The 15,737-nt window shown below is 29.0% G+C and carries 19 protein-coding genes; 4 read left to right on the top strand and 15 right to left on the bottom strand.

The window, feature by feature from the left end:
- The first annotated feature begins 88 nt into the window (after window positions 1–88).
- Entirely contained in the window at window positions 89–970 is an 882-nt protein-coding gene (locus tag ACKTSI_RS05260; protein WP_068473003.1) for a stage 0 sporulation family protein, read from the top strand.
- A 117-nt stretch (window positions 971–1,087) separates the two neighbouring features.
- Complete coding sequence (gene asnA, locus ACKTSI_RS05265) at window positions 1,088–2,101, top strand: aspartate--ammonia ligase (protein WP_068473005.1); 1,014 nt, start codon at window positions 1,088–1,090, stop codon at window positions 2,099–2,101.
- Between the two features lie 45 nt (window positions 2,102–2,146).
- On the opposite strand, the gene ACKTSI_RS05270 is transcribed toward asnA, so the two are convergent.
- The 7 genes from ACKTSI_RS05270 to ACKTSI_RS05300 all read right to left on the bottom strand — a co-directional run bounded on the left by ACKTSI_RS05270 (window position 2,147) and on the right by ACKTSI_RS05300 (window position 6,202).
- Complete coding sequence (locus tag ACKTSI_RS05270; protein ID WP_231698822.1) at window positions 2,147–2,272, bottom strand: LPXTG cell wall anchor domain-containing protein; 126 nt, start codon at window positions 2,270–2,272, stop codon at window positions 2,147–2,149.
- 12 nt (window positions 2,273–2,284) lie between these two features.
- Window positions 2,285–3,091 (bottom strand): hypothetical protein, encoded by an 807-nt coding sequence (locus ACKTSI_RS05275; RefSeq protein WP_068473008.1) that lies wholly within the window; start codon window positions 3,089–3,091, stop codon window positions 2,285–2,287.
- 3 nt (window positions 3,092–3,094) lie between these two features.
- Window positions 3,095–3,367 (bottom strand): cyclic-di-AMP receptor, encoded by a 273-nt coding sequence (locus ACKTSI_RS05280; protein WP_068473011.1) that lies wholly within the window; start codon window positions 3,365–3,367, stop codon window positions 3,095–3,097.
- A gap of 8 nt (window positions 3,368–3,375) precedes the next feature.
- The gene (locus ACKTSI_RS05285; protein WP_407862640.1) at window positions 3,376–3,702 is read right to left on the bottom strand and encodes a cyclic-di-AMP receptor; all 327 of its coding nucleotides are present in this window, start codon (window positions 3,700–3,702) and stop codon (window positions 3,376–3,378) included.
- Window positions 3,699–4,328 (bottom strand): dTMP kinase, encoded by a 630-nt coding sequence (gene tmk, locus ACKTSI_RS05290; protein WP_068473017.1) that lies wholly within the window; start codon window positions 4,326–4,328, stop codon window positions 3,699–3,701. The genes ACKTSI_RS05285 and tmk overlap by 4 nt, the downstream gene beginning before the upstream one ends.
- Before the next feature lie 11 nt (window positions 4,329–4,339).
- On the bottom strand, window positions 4,340–4,657 hold the full coding sequence (locus ACKTSI_RS05295; RefSeq protein WP_068473020.1) for a pro-sigmaK processing inhibitor BofA family protein: 318 nt from the start codon (window positions 4,655–4,657) through the stop codon (window positions 4,340–4,342).
- 135 nt (window positions 4,658–4,792) lie between these two features.
- Window positions 4,793–6,202, bottom strand: coding sequence for a L,D-transpeptidase family protein (locus ACKTSI_RS05300; protein ID WP_407863127.1), 1,410 nt, complete (start codon window positions 6,200–6,202; stop codon window positions 4,793–4,795).
- 206 nt (window positions 6,203–6,408) lie between these two features.
- On the opposite strand from ACKTSI_RS05300, the gene ACKTSI_RS05305 reads away from it, so the two are divergent.
- Both ACKTSI_RS05305 and ppdK read left to right on the top strand, forming a co-directional pair.
- The gene (locus ACKTSI_RS05305) at window positions 6,409–7,215 is read left to right on the top strand and encodes a pyruvate, water dikinase regulatory protein (protein ID WP_407862641.1); all 807 of its coding nucleotides are present in this window, start codon (window positions 6,409–6,411) and stop codon (window positions 7,213–7,215) included.
- 12 nt (window positions 7,216–7,227) lie between these two features.
- Entirely contained in the window at window positions 7,228–9,852 is a 2,625-nt protein-coding gene (gene ppdK / locus ACKTSI_RS05310; protein ID WP_407862642.1) for a pyruvate, phosphate dikinase, read from the top strand.
- 90 nt (window positions 9,853–9,942) lie between these two features.
- On the opposite strand, the gene ACKTSI_RS05315 is transcribed toward ppdK, so the two are convergent.
- From ACKTSI_RS05315 to ACKTSI_RS05350, 8 genes are all read right to left on the bottom strand, one after another.
- The gene (locus tag ACKTSI_RS05315) at window positions 9,943–11,346 is read right to left on the bottom strand and encodes a sodium:alanine symporter family protein (protein WP_308577621.1); all 1,404 of its coding nucleotides are present in this window, start codon (window positions 11,344–11,346) and stop codon (window positions 9,943–9,945) included.
- The gene (locus tag ACKTSI_RS05320; RefSeq protein ID WP_308577619.1) at window positions 11,347–11,868 is read right to left on the bottom strand and encodes a hypothetical protein; all 522 of its coding nucleotides are present in this window, start codon (window positions 11,866–11,868) and stop codon (window positions 11,347–11,349) included. It lies immediately after the preceding gene.
- A gap of 293 nt (window positions 11,869–12,161) precedes the next feature.
- Window positions 12,162–12,437, bottom strand: a complete 276-nt coding sequence (locus ACKTSI_RS05325) for a TfoX/Sxy family protein (RefSeq protein WP_308577617.1) — start codon at window positions 12,435–12,437, stop codon at window positions 12,162–12,164.
- A gap of 9 nt (window positions 12,438–12,446) precedes the next feature.
- Window positions 12,447–12,620, bottom strand: a complete 174-nt coding sequence (locus tag ACKTSI_RS05330) for a hypothetical protein (protein ID WP_288981130.1) — start codon at window positions 12,618–12,620, stop codon at window positions 12,447–12,449.
- Between the two features lie 148 nt (window positions 12,621–12,768).
- A complete protein-coding gene (locus ACKTSI_RS05335) occupies window positions 12,769–13,689 on the bottom strand; it encodes a pseudouridine-5'-phosphate glycosidase (protein WP_407862643.1) in 921 nt (306 codons plus the stop codon).
- Window positions 13,661–14,779: a carbohydrate kinase gene (locus tag ACKTSI_RS05340; protein ID WP_407862644.1), complete on the bottom strand. Its 1,119-nt coding sequence runs from the start codon at window positions 14,777–14,779 to the stop codon at window positions 13,661–13,663. Before ACKTSI_RS05340 ends, ACKTSI_RS05335 begins: the two co-directional genes overlap by 29 nt.
- A 177-nt stretch (window positions 14,780–14,956) precedes the next feature.
- On the bottom strand, window positions 14,957–15,136 hold the full coding sequence (gene rpsU, locus ACKTSI_RS05345) for a 30S ribosomal protein S21 (RefSeq protein ID WP_004832359.1): 180 nt from the start codon (window positions 15,134–15,136) through the stop codon (window positions 14,957–14,959).
- Between the two features lie 149 nt (window positions 15,137–15,285).
- Complete coding sequence (locus tag ACKTSI_RS05350) at window positions 15,286–15,627, bottom strand: histidine triad nucleotide-binding protein (protein ID WP_407862645.1); 342 nt, start codon at window positions 15,625–15,627, stop codon at window positions 15,286–15,288.
- Window positions 15,628–15,737: the final 110 nt, after the last annotated feature.

A 15,737-nucleotide genomic window follows, 5' to 3' on the forward strand; every position in this document is an offset into this window, starting at 1 on the left:
CGCCGGTTTTCCCTTTATTAAGTCTATATATCTAGTATTCAACAGAAAATTATGATATAATATGAATGTATAATTTTTAGGAGGAACTATGAAAAAAGTAGTTGGGGTAAGATTCAAAGAGGCCGGAAAAATTTATTACTTTGACCCTTGCAACTTTAGTATAAATCAAAATGACAATGTAATCGTGGAAACTTCTCGTGGAGTTGAGTACGGACATGTAGCAATAGCACCGAGAGAAGTCGAAGAATCAAAACTTGTTTCTTCATTAAAACCTGTTTTGAGAATTGCCGACAGTATGGACGATTATATTCATACGGAAAACAAGAAAAAAGCTAAAGATGCAATTGAAATTTGTAAAGTAAAAGTAATTGAACATGGCTTAGATATGAAATTAGTTGATTGTGAATATACTTTTGACAATCAAAAAGTAATTTTTTACTTTGTTTCTGATAATAGAATTGATTTTAGAGAATTGGTTAAAGACCTTGCATATATATTTAAAAACAGAATCGAACTTAGACAGATAGGTGTTAGAGACCATGCAAAGATAGTTGGTGCTATCGGTTCTTGTGGACAAACTTGCTGTTGCAAAAGATTTTTAGGAGAATTTGCTCCTGTAACGATAAAAATGGCAAGAGACCAGTCGCTTTCTTTAAATCAAAATAAAATTTCAGGAACTTGTGGTAGGCTTATGTGTTGTTTAAAATATGAGCAAAATGTCTATGAAGAAAAGTTGAAAAAAATTCCACCTTGTGGAACTTATGTTATAACTAACGAAGGAAAAGGTGTTGTTGTAGATAGTTATACTCTATCTGAGATTGTAAAAGTAAAAATTGTAAATGAAGAAGCAAATACAGAAAGTATTAAACCATTTTTCGTAGATGATATTGCTATTACAAAAGAAAGAGATATGGCTTATGCAAAGAAAGACGAGGATATTCAATTTGAATATATCGAGAAATTATTATAGAGTTGTTTAACAACTCTATTTTTTTGTTTCAATATTTTAATTCAATATGGCGTTGACAATATTTGTAAATTATAGTATCATTTATGTTATATTTTTAAATTTATAGGGAGTGATTTTATGAACAATGTGATTATACCAAAAGGGTATTGCTCAGACTTAAACATTATTGAAACACAAAAAGCAATTAAAGAAATTAAGGATTTTTTTGAATCAAATTTAGCAAATGAATTAAATTTAACGAGGGTTTCTGCCCCACTATTTGTAAAAAAGAATACGGGAATAAATGATAATTTAAACGGTAGTGAATCTCCTGTTAGCTTTTCACTAAGTGAAGAAGAAAATTCACAGCAACTTGAGATAGTTCAATCTTTAGCAAAGTGGAAAAGAATAGCTCTAAAAAAATATGAAATTCCGGTTGGCGAAGGAATTTATACAGATATGAATGCAATAAGACCTTGTGAAACTTTGGATAATATTCACTCCGTATATGTTGACCAATGGGATTGGGAAAGAGTTATAAAAAACGAAGATAGAAATGAAAAATTTTTAACAGATATTGTAAAAAAGATTTTTAATGTATTTAAAAGAACGGACGAATTTTTATCAAGAAGATTTTTAGATTACAAAAAAATCTTACCTGAAAAAGTGTTTTTTATCACAACACAAGAGCTTGAAGATATGTTCCCTAACGATACCCCAAAAGAAAGAGAGCACAAAATCGCAAGGGCAAAAAAAGCAGTTTTTATTACAAAAATTGGTGATATATTAAATAGTGGTAAAAAACATGACGGAAGAAGTCCAGACTATGATGATTGGAATTTAAATGGAGATTTAATATTTTGGAATCCCGTTTTAGATTCATCTCTTGAACTTTCTTCAATGGGAATAAGAGTTGATAAAGAAAGACTTTTAAAACAATTAGAGCTTAGCAAAAATGAAGATAGAAAAAACTTAGACTATCACAAAATGCTCCTAAACGATGAATTACCATTTACAATTGGTGGTGGAATCGGACAATCCAGAATATGTATGTTCTTTTTACAAAAAGCACATATTGGAGAAGTGCAATCAAGCTTTTGGTCTGATGAAATGCTAAATATATGTAAAGAAAATAAAATAAATTTACTTTAATTCAAAAAGGATATGACTTTAAAATCATATCCTTTTTATGTTTATCTATTTCTTTCTCTTTAAAAATATAACTACTCCCATCGCTAATAAACTAACAGCTCCTACTGCTAAAAATAATTTTCTACTGCTGTTAACATTCATAAGAGTAATAATATTAGCAAAATTTTCCATAAGCTCCTCCAACTATCTTAAAATTGTTATAAATATTTTTTCAATAGATAGTTGAAAATTTACATTATTATACAAATTTTCTCTAACAATTTCTATCGATTTTAAAATTTTAAGCAATTTTTCTTTATCAAAATTAACATTGTTTTTAAATATTTTTAAAATATCTCTGTTTGAACTATCTTTTTTAGTTTCTAAAAACATATAAAACTCTTTAAAGAAATCATATAGTAGTGGCAGGAAATTTCTATCTTCCTTTAAACCTAACAAATACTCCTTATTCTTAGAATCATATATAGCTAAAAAATCTCCTTTTAAAGCCATTGATAAAATTTCTAATAGTTTTCCATACTCAGAGTAATCAAAAACTTCTGTTAAATCCGTTTCAGAAACAAAGATACATCTACTTCTTATGGTTGACAAAAGTTTGTATCTTGAATCTACTAAAATACAGATTATAACATAATCAAAAGATTCTTCTAAAGTTTTTAACAAAGCGTTTGAAGATTCTGTTCTTAAAAACTGCCCACCCTTTATGATAACTAATTTATATTTTGAATCTAAAGGTCTTTTTTGAACATACTCAATCATATTTCTAATAGAATCAATAGAAATATTATTCCTTTCAGGTTCTACTATCATCAAGTCGGGGTGAGTATTTTCTTCAATTTCTCTTGAATTTTTAAATTCATCATCAGGATTTAAAACTTTTTTTATAAGCTCACTAGAAACTTTTTCCAAAAAGCTTTCACTTCCCTCAACTATATAATTCTGAGAAAAAGTCAAAGAATCCAACTTCTCTTTAAAAAGAGCATAATTCATAAACTACATCCTTACTAATTGATTCATATTTAAAACAAACATTACAGTATTAGCAGTTTTATCATCAACAGTTTCTTTATTTTTTGAAATATTTAAAATCATTTCTTTAACTCTATCTACTTTTTCATCTTCTATCCCTATCAAAACAGTAGTATTTCCTTTTTTGAAAAATCCCCCTGTTGAAGATAATTTAGTAGCTCTAACCTTATTTTCAGAAAGTTCGTTTAAAACATCTTGAACAATGTGGTCTTGTATAATAGCCATAATAAGTTTCATAATATCACCTACATTCTAACGAAATCTACAACATCAAGAACAAAAACTGTTGCTCCTCCAACTAAAACTTCCATAGGGAATGGAATATATGCATCCCCCGGCATAGTAACGCTTAGAACTGACGTTGTAATTTCTCTTGATTTACAATTTTCTTCAATAATCTTTAGACATTCATCTAATTTTTCTTCTTCAACACCGATTAAAAGAGTTGAGTTTCCTGCTCTTAAAAATCCACCTGTTGACTCAAGGTTTGTCATTCTAAAACCTTTTTCAGTTAAATCGTCTTGTAAAGGGTTCAAGTCTTGATCTTGAACTATTGCAATTATCATCTTCATAGCAATTCCTCCAATTTCTCATCTATTATATTTTTTACATCTTCAAAAACTTCCATCATACTCTTTGTAGCATCAACTTTTTTCAAAAATTTTTCATTTTTCATTTCTTCAAGAAGTTCCATATATGTATTATAAACTCTACTATGGAAATTATCTCCTGAAAGTTCAAGCCTATCTGCCTCATCACTTAAAGATTTTCTCTTCAAGGTTGTTAGAGGGTCAACATAAAAGAAAATCACCATATCCGGATTAACTCCATTTATTGCAAAATCATTTATTTTCTTAACATTTTCAACGCCAAGTTCTCTACCACCACCTTGATAAGCAAGTGAACTTAAAACAAATCTATCTGAAATAATCACATTTCCTTTTTCTAAATTCGGTTTTATAAGTTCATCAATATGTTGGGCACGACTTGCTGAATAAAGTAACGCCTCTGTACGAGCTGACATTTCACTATTATCATTAGATAAAATAATTTCTCTAATTTTTTCTGATATTTTCGTTCCACCCGGTTCTCTTGTGAAAATTATCTTTTCATTATTTTTATAATATTCCTTCAATAAATTTATTATTGAAGTCTTACCACAACCGTCCGGCCCTTCAAAAGTAATAAATAAACCCATTTTTTATCTCCCTAAATTGAATAAAATAAATATGATAAAATTATTCCTACTATTCCAAAAGTACCAACTAGAAAATAACTTATATAAGTAAATGGTACTATTACAATCTTAAAAAGAAACAGAATATATAAAATTACATATCCAATTATAGAATTCAAAATAATCTTTTTTATAATTTTTAAAGGGAATTTTAATAATTTAAAAAGAATATAAATTAAAACAATTCCAATAATATAAGAAATAATACTGTTTTCAAAGAAAAATTTAGTAAGACCGGAAAAATCTAATGATTTTAGTGACTTAAAATATATTTCTTCTAACTTACCCATAGTATCACTCTCCTATCTTTATATTATTATTTTATCACAATGTAAACATTTTATCAATTAAAATTATTGTACGTAATTTATTTTTTGTTAGTGGCATCAAAAAAGCAAATAGATTTTATCTACTTGCTTTTAAATTTAATTACTCTTATAAACAATAACCGGAGTATTTATTTGGACATTTTCATAAATTTGTTTTACTTTTTCTAGTGGTGTATTTATACAACCATAACTTCCTGAAGTTTTATAAATATTTCCTCCAAATTGTCCATTTCTCCAAGTAGCATCGTGAATACCAACGCCTTTCCAATTTATAGGCATCCAGTAATCAACGTGAGCAACATAATCGTAACCTATCGGAGATAACCCTTTAAGATTTCTATCCTTTTCACGACTCCAAACTTTCATAACACCGATTTGTGTTTCAACTTTTTTGCTAACATCTCCAGTAACAACATCAGTATCTAAAAGAAGTTTCCCATCTTTATAGAACCACATATGTTGTCTGGTTAAATCTATTTCTATATAAGTATTCCCTATATCGTCAGTATTTTCATAAGACAAGCCTTTGTGTATAAATACAGGCTCAATAGCAGTTGATTCATACGCTAACAGTTTCTCTATCAAAAGGTCTTTCGTTTTATTAACATCAATTTGCCAACCGTAAATTCCATCTTTTCCGGGAACTGTAATTTCACCTTTGCCGGTAGTTTTGAATTTTCTATCCATTCCGAAAGTATCATACTTTATCGCAATTCTTATAATATAGTCTTTTACTTTTCCTTCATCAGGTTTTAGTTCACCATCTACAAAAGTAAAAATATTAGCTAAAATTTCTCCGTCTAATATTTCTTTATTTGACCCTATGGAAATTTCATATTTTAACTTTGAAATTTTTTGATATTTTTTAAGAGCCTCTTGCAAAGATGCATCGTCTTTCTTTATTTTTGGCTGTTCAGAAATTTTACTCATATCTATACTATCTTTTCTTTCAGACAAAGCAATCAAAATTGCCTCTTTCAATTTTTCTTTAGTAGTATATGTTCCTAAAATTTCATCTTTTATAATATATTGTCCATCTTTAAAAATTATTTTTGCGTCTTCAGGGTGCTTTACTCCCTTTAAAATCAAAGTATTTTTCAAAAACTCTTCGAACTTTTCATTATCGTAACTTACATTTACTTCCAATTTAAAATTACGGCTTGTAAAGAAAGAAATCGGCCAAGCAAATTGATTTTGTAAAATTTTCTTATCTGCCAAATATTCTTCTTTATAATTTATTTTTTCCGGCTTAAAAAAATCACTTTTGCCATCAGCACGATTCAATTTAATAGATGTATCAGTCCAGTCTTTGTTAAACACATCATCTATCATAACATAACTAACATCATTTCCATTTATTTTTGTGTTAGGTAAAGCTACAAAAGAAAAAATAATAACTCCAAGTAAATAAATAGATAAAAATAACGCTCCTACAAATATTGCTATCTTCTTTCCTATAGACTTACCGGTTTTTGTTTTTTTACTTTTCTTTATCAAAAAACACACCTCCATTTTATTAAACATAAAAATAACATTATATTAAATACCACATTTTAAAATAAAATAATCATTTTTCATATTATACAATAAACAAATGAATAATTTATATTATTAATCTATTTTATCATATTTAATTTCAAAAGTAAAATTGATAAAAAACTTGTATTTATTTAATTAAAAGTTTATAATATATTTAGTAAGGAGGAAGATAAATGCTTAACATTTTTTTAATTTCTGACTCTACTGGAGAAACAGCAGAACAACTTGCACGTGCTGCTCTTGCTCAGTTTAATGGCATTGAATATACTCTTGAAAGATTTTCTCACACAAGAGAATTTTTACAACTTTCAGAGATATTAAACAAATGTAAAGAAACTGAAAATTCTATTTTATTTTATTCTTTAGTTGATGCATCTCTTTTAGATTATGTTAAAAAATTCTCAGAGCTACATTCTATAACAAATGTAGATTTGCTTTCTGCGTCTATTTTAGCTATTCAAAGAGTAAGCAACACAACTCCCGGTAATACTCCTGGAGCACTTAGAAAACTAAATGAAGAATATTTTAGAAGAATTGACTCTATTGAATTTGCAGTTCGTTATGATGACGGAAAAGACCCAAGAGGAGTTTTAATTGCAGACCTTGTAATTATTGGAATTTCTCGTACGTCTAAAACTCCATTGTCTATGTATCTTGCAAATAAAAACATTAGAGTTGCAAATATTCCTTTGGTTCCAGAAACGCCGGTTCCAGATGAATTATTCAAAGTTTCGCCTAAAAAAATAATTGGCTTAACTAATTCACCAGAAAAGTTGGAAAGCATAAGAAAGGAAAGACTAAAATCTTTAGGTCTTCCTGATAATAGTATTTATTCAAATTCAAATAGGATACTTGAAGAACTTGAATATTCTAGCCGAATAATGAAAAAAATAGGTTGTCCTGTAATAGATGTATCTACAAAAGCTATTGAAGAAACAGCAGATATTATTTTAAAACATCTATTAAAAATTAATAAGTAATTGGAGGAAAAAATGAGCAAATTTGTTTACAATTTTGACGAAGGCAATAAAGATATGAGAGCTTTATTGGGCGGTAAAGGAGCTAACCTTGCCGAAATGACTAATATTGGACTAAATGTTCCTTTTGGTTTTACTATTACTACTGAGGCTTGTAATAATTTTTACAAAAATGATGAAAAAATTTCAGATGATTTAATTGAAGAAATCAAAACTCACATTAAAGACTGTGAAAACAAGCTACAAAAAAGTTTTTCAAGTACAGAAAATCCTCTATTATTTTCTGTAAGAAGTGGTGCCGTTATATCAATGCCTGGTATGATGGATACTATTCTTAACTTAGGTCTTAACGATAAATCAGTTATCGGTCTTGCAAACTCTACAAGTAATGAAAGATTTGCATTCGATAGTTACAGAAGATTTATCCAAATGTTTAGTGATGTTGCAATGGAAATTCCAAAAGTTTATTTTGAAAATGAACTTGACAAAATTAAGGAAGAAAAAAATGTAAAACTAGACACAGAATTAACTGCAGAAGATTTAAAAAGCTTAGTTGAAAAATTTAAGAAAATTTTTAAACAAGAAACTGGCAAAGAATTTCCACAAGACCCTATCGAACAATTAATCATAGCTATTAAAGCAGTTTTCAAATCTTGGATGAATCCAAGAGCTATCGTTTATAGAAAATTAAACGGTATTGACGATTCTTTAGGAACAGCTGTAAATGTTCAAGCAATGGTATTCGGTAATATGGGTAATACAAGTGGTACTGGTGTAGCTTTCTCTCGTAATCCAAGCACAGGAGAAAACAAATTATTTGGAGAATTTTTAATGAATGCACAAGGAGAAGACGTTGTTGCAGGTATTAGAACTCCAGAATCAATCGAAAAATTAAAAGAAATTATGCCGGAAGTTTATGATGAATTTTTAAGAATTGCAAAAACATTAGAAAATCATTATAAAGATATGCAAGACTTGGAATTTACTATTGAAAAAGGTAAATTGTACTTATTACAAACAAGAAATGGAAAGAGAACAACAGATGCTGCAATCAATGTAGCAGTAGATTTAGTTAAAGAAGGCTTAATCTCAAAAGAAGAGGCTATTTTAAGAGTTGAACCAAAGAGCTTAGATCAACTTCTTCACCCTATCTTTAATGCTGAAATGATGAAGAATACTCCTATATTATCAAGAGGTCTTGCTGCCTCTCCGGGAGCTGCAAGTGGTAAAGTTTACTTCCACTCAAAAGACATTGTTGATGCTGTTAAAGCAGGAGAAAAAGTAATTTTAGTTCGTCAAGAAACTTCTCCGGAAGATATTGAAGGAATGGTTGAAGCTGAAGGTATCTTAACTGCCAGAGGTGGAATGACTTCTCACGCAGCCGTAGTTGCAAGAGGAATGGGTAAATGTTGTATCGCCGGAGCTAGTGAAATCAAAGTTGATGAAATCGAAAAAGTTATAAAAACTCAAAATGAAATCGTCAAAGAAGGCGAAGTAATTTCACTTGATGGAACAACCGGTATTATTTACAAAGGTGAAATCGAAAAACTAAATCCACAATTAACAGGAAACTTCAAAATTTTTATGGATTGGGTAAATGAAATCAAAGATTTAGGTGTTAGAGCTAATGCTGATAATCCAAGAGATGCTAAACAAGCTGTTGAATTTGGTGCTGAAGGAATCGGACTTTGTAGAACAGAACATATGTTCTTCGACAAAGAAAGAATACCTGTTGTAAGACAAATGATTCTTTCAAAAACAATCGAACAAAGAATCGATGCATTAGAAAAAATCAGACCAATGCAAGAAAAAGACTTCTATGATATTTACTGTGTATTAAAAGAAAAAACAGTAACTATAAGATTACTTGACCCACCTCTACATGAATTCTTACCTTATGAAGATGAAGATATCAAAAATTTAGCAAAAGAAATGAATATCGAAGAAAGTCATTTAAGAGATGTAATCTTAGAATTGGAAGAAGTAAACCCAATGCTTGGACATAGAGGTTGCAGACTTGCTGTAACTTTCCCTGAAATATATAGAATGCAAGCAAAAGCAATAATAAATGCTGCAATAAAAGCACAAAAAGATTTAAATATCTCAATTACTCCGGAAATAATGATTCCATTAGTTGGAGAAATCGAAGAATTAAAATATGTTAAAAAAGAAATCGTAGAAGAAATCGAATTAACATTAAAAGAATTAAACGAAAATATTAAATACAAAATTGGAACAATGATTGAAATTCCAAGAGCTGCCCTACTTGCTGATGAAATCGCAACAGAAGCAGAATTCTTTAGTTACGGTACAAATGACCTAACTCAAATGACATTTGGTTTTTCAAGAGATGATGCCGGAAAATTCTTAAACGAATATGAAAACAAAAAAATATTTGACTTTAATCCATTCTCAAAACTAGACCAAAGAGGTGTTGGTAAATTAATCAAAACTTCATTCAAACTAGGAAGAGAAACAAATCCACATCTTCACGTTGGAATCTGTGGAGAACATGGTGGCGACCCTGAAACAATAGAATTCCTAAACGCAGTTGGAATTGACTATGTATCTTGCTCACCATTTAGAGTGCCAATCGCAAGACTTGCAGCAGCACAAGCAAAAATAAAACAAAGTAAATAATAAGAAAAACAAAGAGGATAGCAAATTGCTATCCTCAGAGTGCAGACAAAGGTGTCAATGAGAAATCATTGACACTTTTTTATTTAAAAATTATTTATTTTCAAATTCATATTCAAAATGTACATTACCTTCTTTAACACATTTATCATAGTCTTTTAAGATACTTACGCTTTTATTTGATAATAATATAAGAGCGATTAAGTTAGGTAATGCCATAAGCCCCATGAAAAGATCTGATAGTTTCCAAACAAAATCTCCTTGGAAAAGTGGAGCTACAGCAAGCATAGTAAGCACTATTATTCTAAATACAATTATAATTGTTTTTTTGTTTCCTGCAATGAATTTTATATTTGACTCTGCAAAGAAATACCAACCAACTATTGTTGTAAGTGAGAAAAATGTAAGAGATAATGATAAAAATATACCACCAAAGCTATAAAATCCTTTGATAAAAGCATTTTGAGTCATTAATGTAGCTGATTTTGCCATTTCAGTTGCTGGAATGTTTATGTTATATGAACCACTTACAAGGTTTATAATTATTGTAGATAGACAAATTAAAAATGTAGATATGAAAACGCCTATCATAGCAGTAAAACCTTGTTCTGCTGGATGGTCTGTGTGTGCTACGGCGTGTGAATGAGGAGTTGATCCCATTCCTGCTTCGTTTGAAAAAAGGCCACGAGCAAGACCATATCTTATTGTATCTCTTAAAGTTATTCCTAATACGCCTCCACCGATAGCTTGAGGAGTAAAAGCTCCTTCAAAAATCAAACCTATAGCAGGTAATAATTTATTAGAAAACATTACTATTATTACTAAACAACCAAATACATAAGAAAAAGCCATAACAGGAACAACTTTTTCTGTAAATTTTGCAATTCTATCCATACCACCTGTTAGAACAATTCCTACAAAGGCTATAAGCCCGATGATTGTTATTGTACTTGGCAATTTTACAGAAGTCTTTAATGATTCCACAACAGAGTTTGATTGAACCATTATACCAACTATTCCTAAAGCAACTATACAAGTAACTGCAAAAAATCCCGCAAGATATTTATTTTTTAATCCATTTTTTATGTAGTAGGCAGGGCCTCCTACTAATTCTCCATTTCTTTTTTCTCTGTAAACTTGTGCTAAAACTGCTTCACAAAAAATTGTACTCATTCCAAAAAAAGCAGATAAAAGCATCCAAAATGCAGCTCCAGGTCCACCTGATGCAACAGCAGTTGCAACGCCTACTATATTACCAGTTCCAACTTGAGCGGCAATTGCAGTAGATAAAGATTGAAATGGAGTCATTCTTCCTTCTTCTACAGGTTTATTTTCTTTTATATCTCTAAACATTTTCCCAAGAGCTGGAAAAAGTCTTGTAAATTGTGGAAATTTAAGTCTAATAGACATATAAATTCCTATTCCCACTAAACAAAAAAGTAAAACATAGTTCCATAAGAAACCGCTTAAAACATCAACAATTTTTATAAAATCCATTTAATTCTCCTCGTTTTTTAATTTGTATTTTGCAAGATATGAAACGATTATCCATATAATTGCAGAACGAATGAATGCAGAAATGAAAATATCATTAAATTGACTTTTCATTATTCCACCTCCAAATATTAAAAATCTTACAACGTATTCAACAGTATTTGCACCAAAATCACAAAGCATAAGCATCATTATAAAAGGTGTTTTGTAAACTGAATGATCATGTCTAACAAGTATAAGGTAGAATAAGGCATAACTTGCATAAAATAAAATTTCTATAGAATAAGAACTTATAACCGCAAAAGTTAAAGCTTTTCCTACAAATGCACTTACTAATATTCTCATTAAGAAAACGAAAATACCAGCTATTAAGCCAGTTTTTAATTCATTAAGGTTAGGGTCATCATGAAGAGCAACAATTAATGCAACGATTCCCATGGAAGCTCTTAAATCTGTTTGTCCTAAATTAAAATTTAATAATGAACAAATAGCAACAACAATTGAAACTAAAATACTCTTAAACATTTTTTTCTCCTTTATTTATATATTATACATAAACAATATGTACAGTAGTTAATATTGTATCAAAAAATAAAAAAATTTTCAATATCTTTTAATATTTTTTAACAATTTAGTTTTTTAGCGTTAATATTATATAAAAAATTAGTAACAAAATTATTTGTATCTTTAAAAAGATAATTTAAATTAAGGTAAATTGAAATTTTTATTTCAACATAATTTACCTTAATTTAGTTGTCTTAATGAAAATTATATTAGTTTTTCTTTTTAGTTTTTGGTAATGGCAATTCATCATACATTTAATCAAACAGTCCTTTTAAATATTCTTTGTCATCGACATTATCGACCAACAACATTTCTTTTGCCCCCTTGTATGGTAATTGAAATTCAACATTGCTCATATATTTTTTTGCAGACTTCGTATTTTTTACTAAAAATCTATCGTCATATATTCCACCTACAACTTTTTCTTTGTAGTAAATAATATATTCACCCATCATAGCTCTGTATTTTATTTTTTCAAATTCAGACAACTGTTCAATTATAAATTCTAAATATTCTTTACTTGATGCCATAATAATTTCCTATTTTTTAATTTTATATAATCCACTTAATAGCAACAATCCAATAGAAATTCCAAACAAAAATCCTAATACTATATCATTTATATTAGAATATCTTTTTATAATTAATGCTATTGATAAAAAAATTGCACCGATTGGTAAATAATAATTTTTAAATTTACATTTATTTTTCATCTTAAGCTCCTAATATTTTTGATAAGTTTATTTTACTATTTTCGTCAAAAAAAGTCGGAAATTTATTCCGACCTTTTTGTAATTTATTGTGAAATAACAAGGTTCCCGGGCACCCACCTGATGTAAAGCTCGTAAATGAGTGGAGTTCTTATCTTAAGTTTGAAAGTTCTATTGCTATTTTACTTGCAAGTTTTGCGTTATTGAATACTAATCTGATATTAGCTTCTAAGCTCTTTCCTTGTGTAAGTTTTTGAACTTTATCAAGTAAGAATGGCGTTGTATCTTTTCCCTTTATTCCGTTTTCATCTGCCTCTTTTAAAGCGTCTAGGATAGTTTTGTCGATAGCCTCTCTATCCATTGAATATTCTTCTGGAATTGGATTTGCGATAACAACTCCACCATTTAATTCTAAATCCCATTTAGTTTTTAAAACTTTTGCGATTTCTTCTTCTGAATTTATTTTATTTACCTTAAAATCACTTACTCTTGTATAGAATGCAGGTAAAATATTTGTTTGGTATCCATAAACAGGAACTCCTTTTGTTTCTAAATATTCTAAAGTAAGTCCCATATCCAAAATTGATTTACAACCTGCACAAATAACTGCAACATTTGTTTGTCCCAATTCTTCAAGGTCAGCTGAAATATCCATTGTAGTTTCTGCCCCTCTATGAACTCCACCTATTCCACCTGTTGCAAAAACTTTAATTCCTGCAAGTTCAGCACAAATCATAGTTCCGGCAACTGTTGTTGCTCCATTTAATTTATTAGCTACAACATAAGGTAAATCTCTTCTTGAAGTCTTTGTTACGCTAAGCCCTGCTTTACCGATTACTTCAATTTCTTCTTTAGTTAAACCAACTTTAATTTCTCCGTTTACAATAGCTATTGTAGCAGGAATAGCACCATTTTCTCTAATAACTTTTTCAACTTCAAGAGCTGTTTCAACATTTTTAGGATATGGCATACCATGTGAGATAATTGTTGATTCTAAAGCAACAACCGGTTTGTTTTCTTTAATTGCATTTTGTACTTCTTCACTAATCGTTAAATATTTTTCTAATTTCATAACTTCCTCCAAAATTTAATAGATTTTTTTCACTAATATGTTTACTAACTGTATCCATTGATTGTGCCGTTATAAATCCGGCAACATTACCAAGTTTAGCACATTCTAAACTATCTTTTTCATTAACTACACCAAAGATGATTCCACTCATAGACGCATCGCCACAACCTGAAGTGTTTTCAACCTTTGCAGTTTCATTTATCTTTACAATTCCACTATCATTTTTATCAGCATAAAGAATTCCCTTTTCTCCCATTGAGATAAAAACTTTTTGAACACCTTTTTTCAAAAAGACATCTACAATATTTTTTAAATCTCTTTCATCATTATAAGGTACTTCTGTTAATTCTTCAGCCTCATAAATATTTGGCTTTATAAGATAAATATAATTTAATAAATTTTTGATTTTTAAAGATTTCTTTCTTGAAACACAATCCACAATTATCTTTGAATTAGGACAATTTTTGCAAATATATTCAAGCACATCTTCACTTAAATTTGTATCCATAACGATAAACTTAAAACTTTTTATTAAATCAATATGTTTTGAAATGAATTCAATATTAATTTCTTCTAAAACTTCCATTGCAGAAATAGCTGTAAATAAATCATTATTTTCATCTAAAATCGAAATGTAGTTTGACATTCCTCTATTTGTTAAAAATTTACTGTTTGAAAAATCTATCCCCACTTTATTTAAATACTCTTTAATTTCTCTCGAATAAGCATCATCACCAAAAACACTGATAAATTTATTTTCTATTCCCATTCTTTTTAAATTTTCAGCAATATTTTTAGCAACACCACCAAAAGAATATTCCAAAGTTCCAGGATTTGAATCTTTCATATTTATTTTATCGAAACTCTTTGCAATAAAGTCGATATTGCAACCGCCAATAACACAAACATCTTTCGATAAATTAGAGCTAATCACATAGGCTCTACCAACTAAATATCCCTTTTTAATCAAATTTGAAATATGAACTGCAACAGACGACCTCTTTATGTCCAGCAAATCAGCCAATTCATTTTGAGAAATATAAGGATTTTCTTTAATTATATTTAAAAGTTCTTGTTCTCTCTTTGTCATAAGCCCTCCTTAAACAACAGTTAATTATATTATATCAAAAGTTTATAAAAAAAACAATATTTTTTAGAAAATTTTTAAAATAAAATTCAATAATACCCATACCATTCCGCGATTTTTCGCAATAAAAAAAGCCCTTAAATAAAAGGACTTTAGTTACTTTTTAATACAGCTATTAAATTAGAATTTTTTCTTTTTTCTTCTTGCTGCCTCTGATTTTTTCTTTCTCTTTACACTTGGCTTTTCGTAATGTTCTCTTTTTCTATATTCTGAAAGCACTCCAGCACGTGCACATTGTCTTTTAAATCTTTTCAACGCATTATCTAAAGATTCGTTTTCGCCAACTCTGATTTCTGCCATGATATCCCCCCTCTCTTTATACAGACAAACTCTGTCTTGAGAAATAATCATACATATTATACAACAAAATCGATATAAATTCAAGTAAATTCATAACATTTTTTTATATAATTTATATAAACTCAAAAATTTTTAACTAAAATTAAATTTTAACCCGGTGGCCAATTTAAACTACGTCCTGCCAGGACATGAAAATGAAGATGCTTAACTGTTTGCCCACCATCATCGTTACAATTATTAATAATTCTATAACCTGACTCATCAAATCCCATTTCTTTTGCAAGTTCGGAAATCTTTGCAAATATTGTTCCAACCACTTCTGAATTTTCTTTATTTACAAAATTACAAGACTCAATATGCTTTTTAGGAATTACTAAAAAGTGAATCGGTGCTTGAGGTGATAAATCGTTAAATGCAACTATATCATCATCTTCATAAATTTTATTTGACGGAATGTCTCCATTAACAATTTTACAAAATATACAATCCATTATCTCACCTCCATACTCATATATTGTACCATATTTTGTGTCTTAGGTAAATATTTTTTCAATAAATTTTGAGATTCTTCGACTTCACTACGTTTCGCTCAGAATTACCA

Source organism: Parvimonas parva, from assembly GCF_045866535.1.
GTDB classification, from domain to species: domain Bacteria; phylum Bacillota; class Clostridia; order Tissierellales; family Peptoniphilaceae; genus Parvimonas; species Parvimonas parva.

Coding starts and splice junctions, on each gene's coding strand:
- ACKTSI_RS05295 (WP_068473020.1), bottom strand. CDS start 4,657: ATGGGTAAGTTAGAAGAAATATATTTTAAGTCACTAAAATCATTAGAT.
- ACKTSI_RS05335 (WP_407862643.1), bottom strand. CDS start 13,689: ATGAAATTAGAAAAATATTTAACGATTAGTGAAGAAGTACAAAATGCA.
- tmk (WP_068473017.1), bottom strand. CDS start 4,328: ATGGGTTTATTTATTACTTTTGAAGGGCCGGACGGTTGTGGTAAGACT.
- rpsU (WP_004832359.1), bottom strand. CDS start 15,136: ATGGCAGAAATCAGAGTTGGCGAAAACGAATCTTTAGATAATGCGTTG.
- asnA (WP_068473005.1), top strand. CDS start 1,088: ATGAACAATGTGATTATACCAAAAGGGTATTGCTCAGACTTAAACATT.
- ACKTSI_RS05260 (WP_068473003.1), top strand. CDS start 89: ATGAAAAAAGTAGTTGGGGTAAGATTCAAAGAGGCCGGAAAAATTTAT.
- ACKTSI_RS05280 (WP_068473011.1), bottom strand. CDS start 3,367: ATGAAACTTATTATGGCTATTATACAAGACCACATTGTTCAAGATGTT.
- ACKTSI_RS05350 (WP_407862645.1), bottom strand. CDS start 15,627: ATGGATTGTATATTTTGTAAAATTGTTAATGGAGACATTCCGTCAAAT.
- ACKTSI_RS05340 (WP_407862644.1), bottom strand. CDS start 14,779: ATGACAAAGAGAGAACAAGAACTTTTAAATATAATTAAAGAAAATCCT.
- ACKTSI_RS05285 (WP_407862640.1), bottom strand. CDS start 3,702: ATGAAGATGATAATTGCAATAGTTCAAGATCAAGACTTGAACCCTTTA.
- ACKTSI_RS05270 (WP_231698822.1), bottom strand. CDS start 2,272: ATGGAAAATTTTGCTAATATTATTACTCTTATGAATGTTAACAGCAGT.
- ACKTSI_RS05320 (WP_308577619.1), bottom strand. CDS start 11,868: ATGTTTAAGAGTATTTTAGTTTCAATTGTTGTTGCTATTTGTTCATTA.
- ACKTSI_RS05275 (WP_068473008.1), bottom strand. CDS start 3,091: ATGAATTATGCTCTTTTTAAAGAGAAGTTGGATTCTTTGACTTTTTCT.
- ACKTSI_RS05315 (WP_308577621.1), bottom strand. CDS start 11,346: ATGGATTTTATAAAAATTGTTGATGTTTTAAGCGGTTTCTTATGGAAC.
- ppdK (WP_407862642.1), top strand. CDS start 7,228: ATGAGCAAATTTGTTTACAATTTTGACGAAGGCAATAAAGATATGAGA.
- ACKTSI_RS05330 (WP_288981130.1), bottom strand. CDS start 12,620: ATGAAAAATAAATGTAAATTTAAAAATTATTATTTACCAATCGGTGCA.
- ACKTSI_RS05305 (WP_407862641.1), top strand. CDS start 6,409: ATGCTTAACATTTTTTTAATTTCTGACTCTACTGGAGAAACAGCAGAA.
- ACKTSI_RS05325 (WP_308577617.1), bottom strand. CDS start 12,437: ATGGCATCAAGTAAAGAATATTTAGAATTTATAATTGAACAGTTGTCT.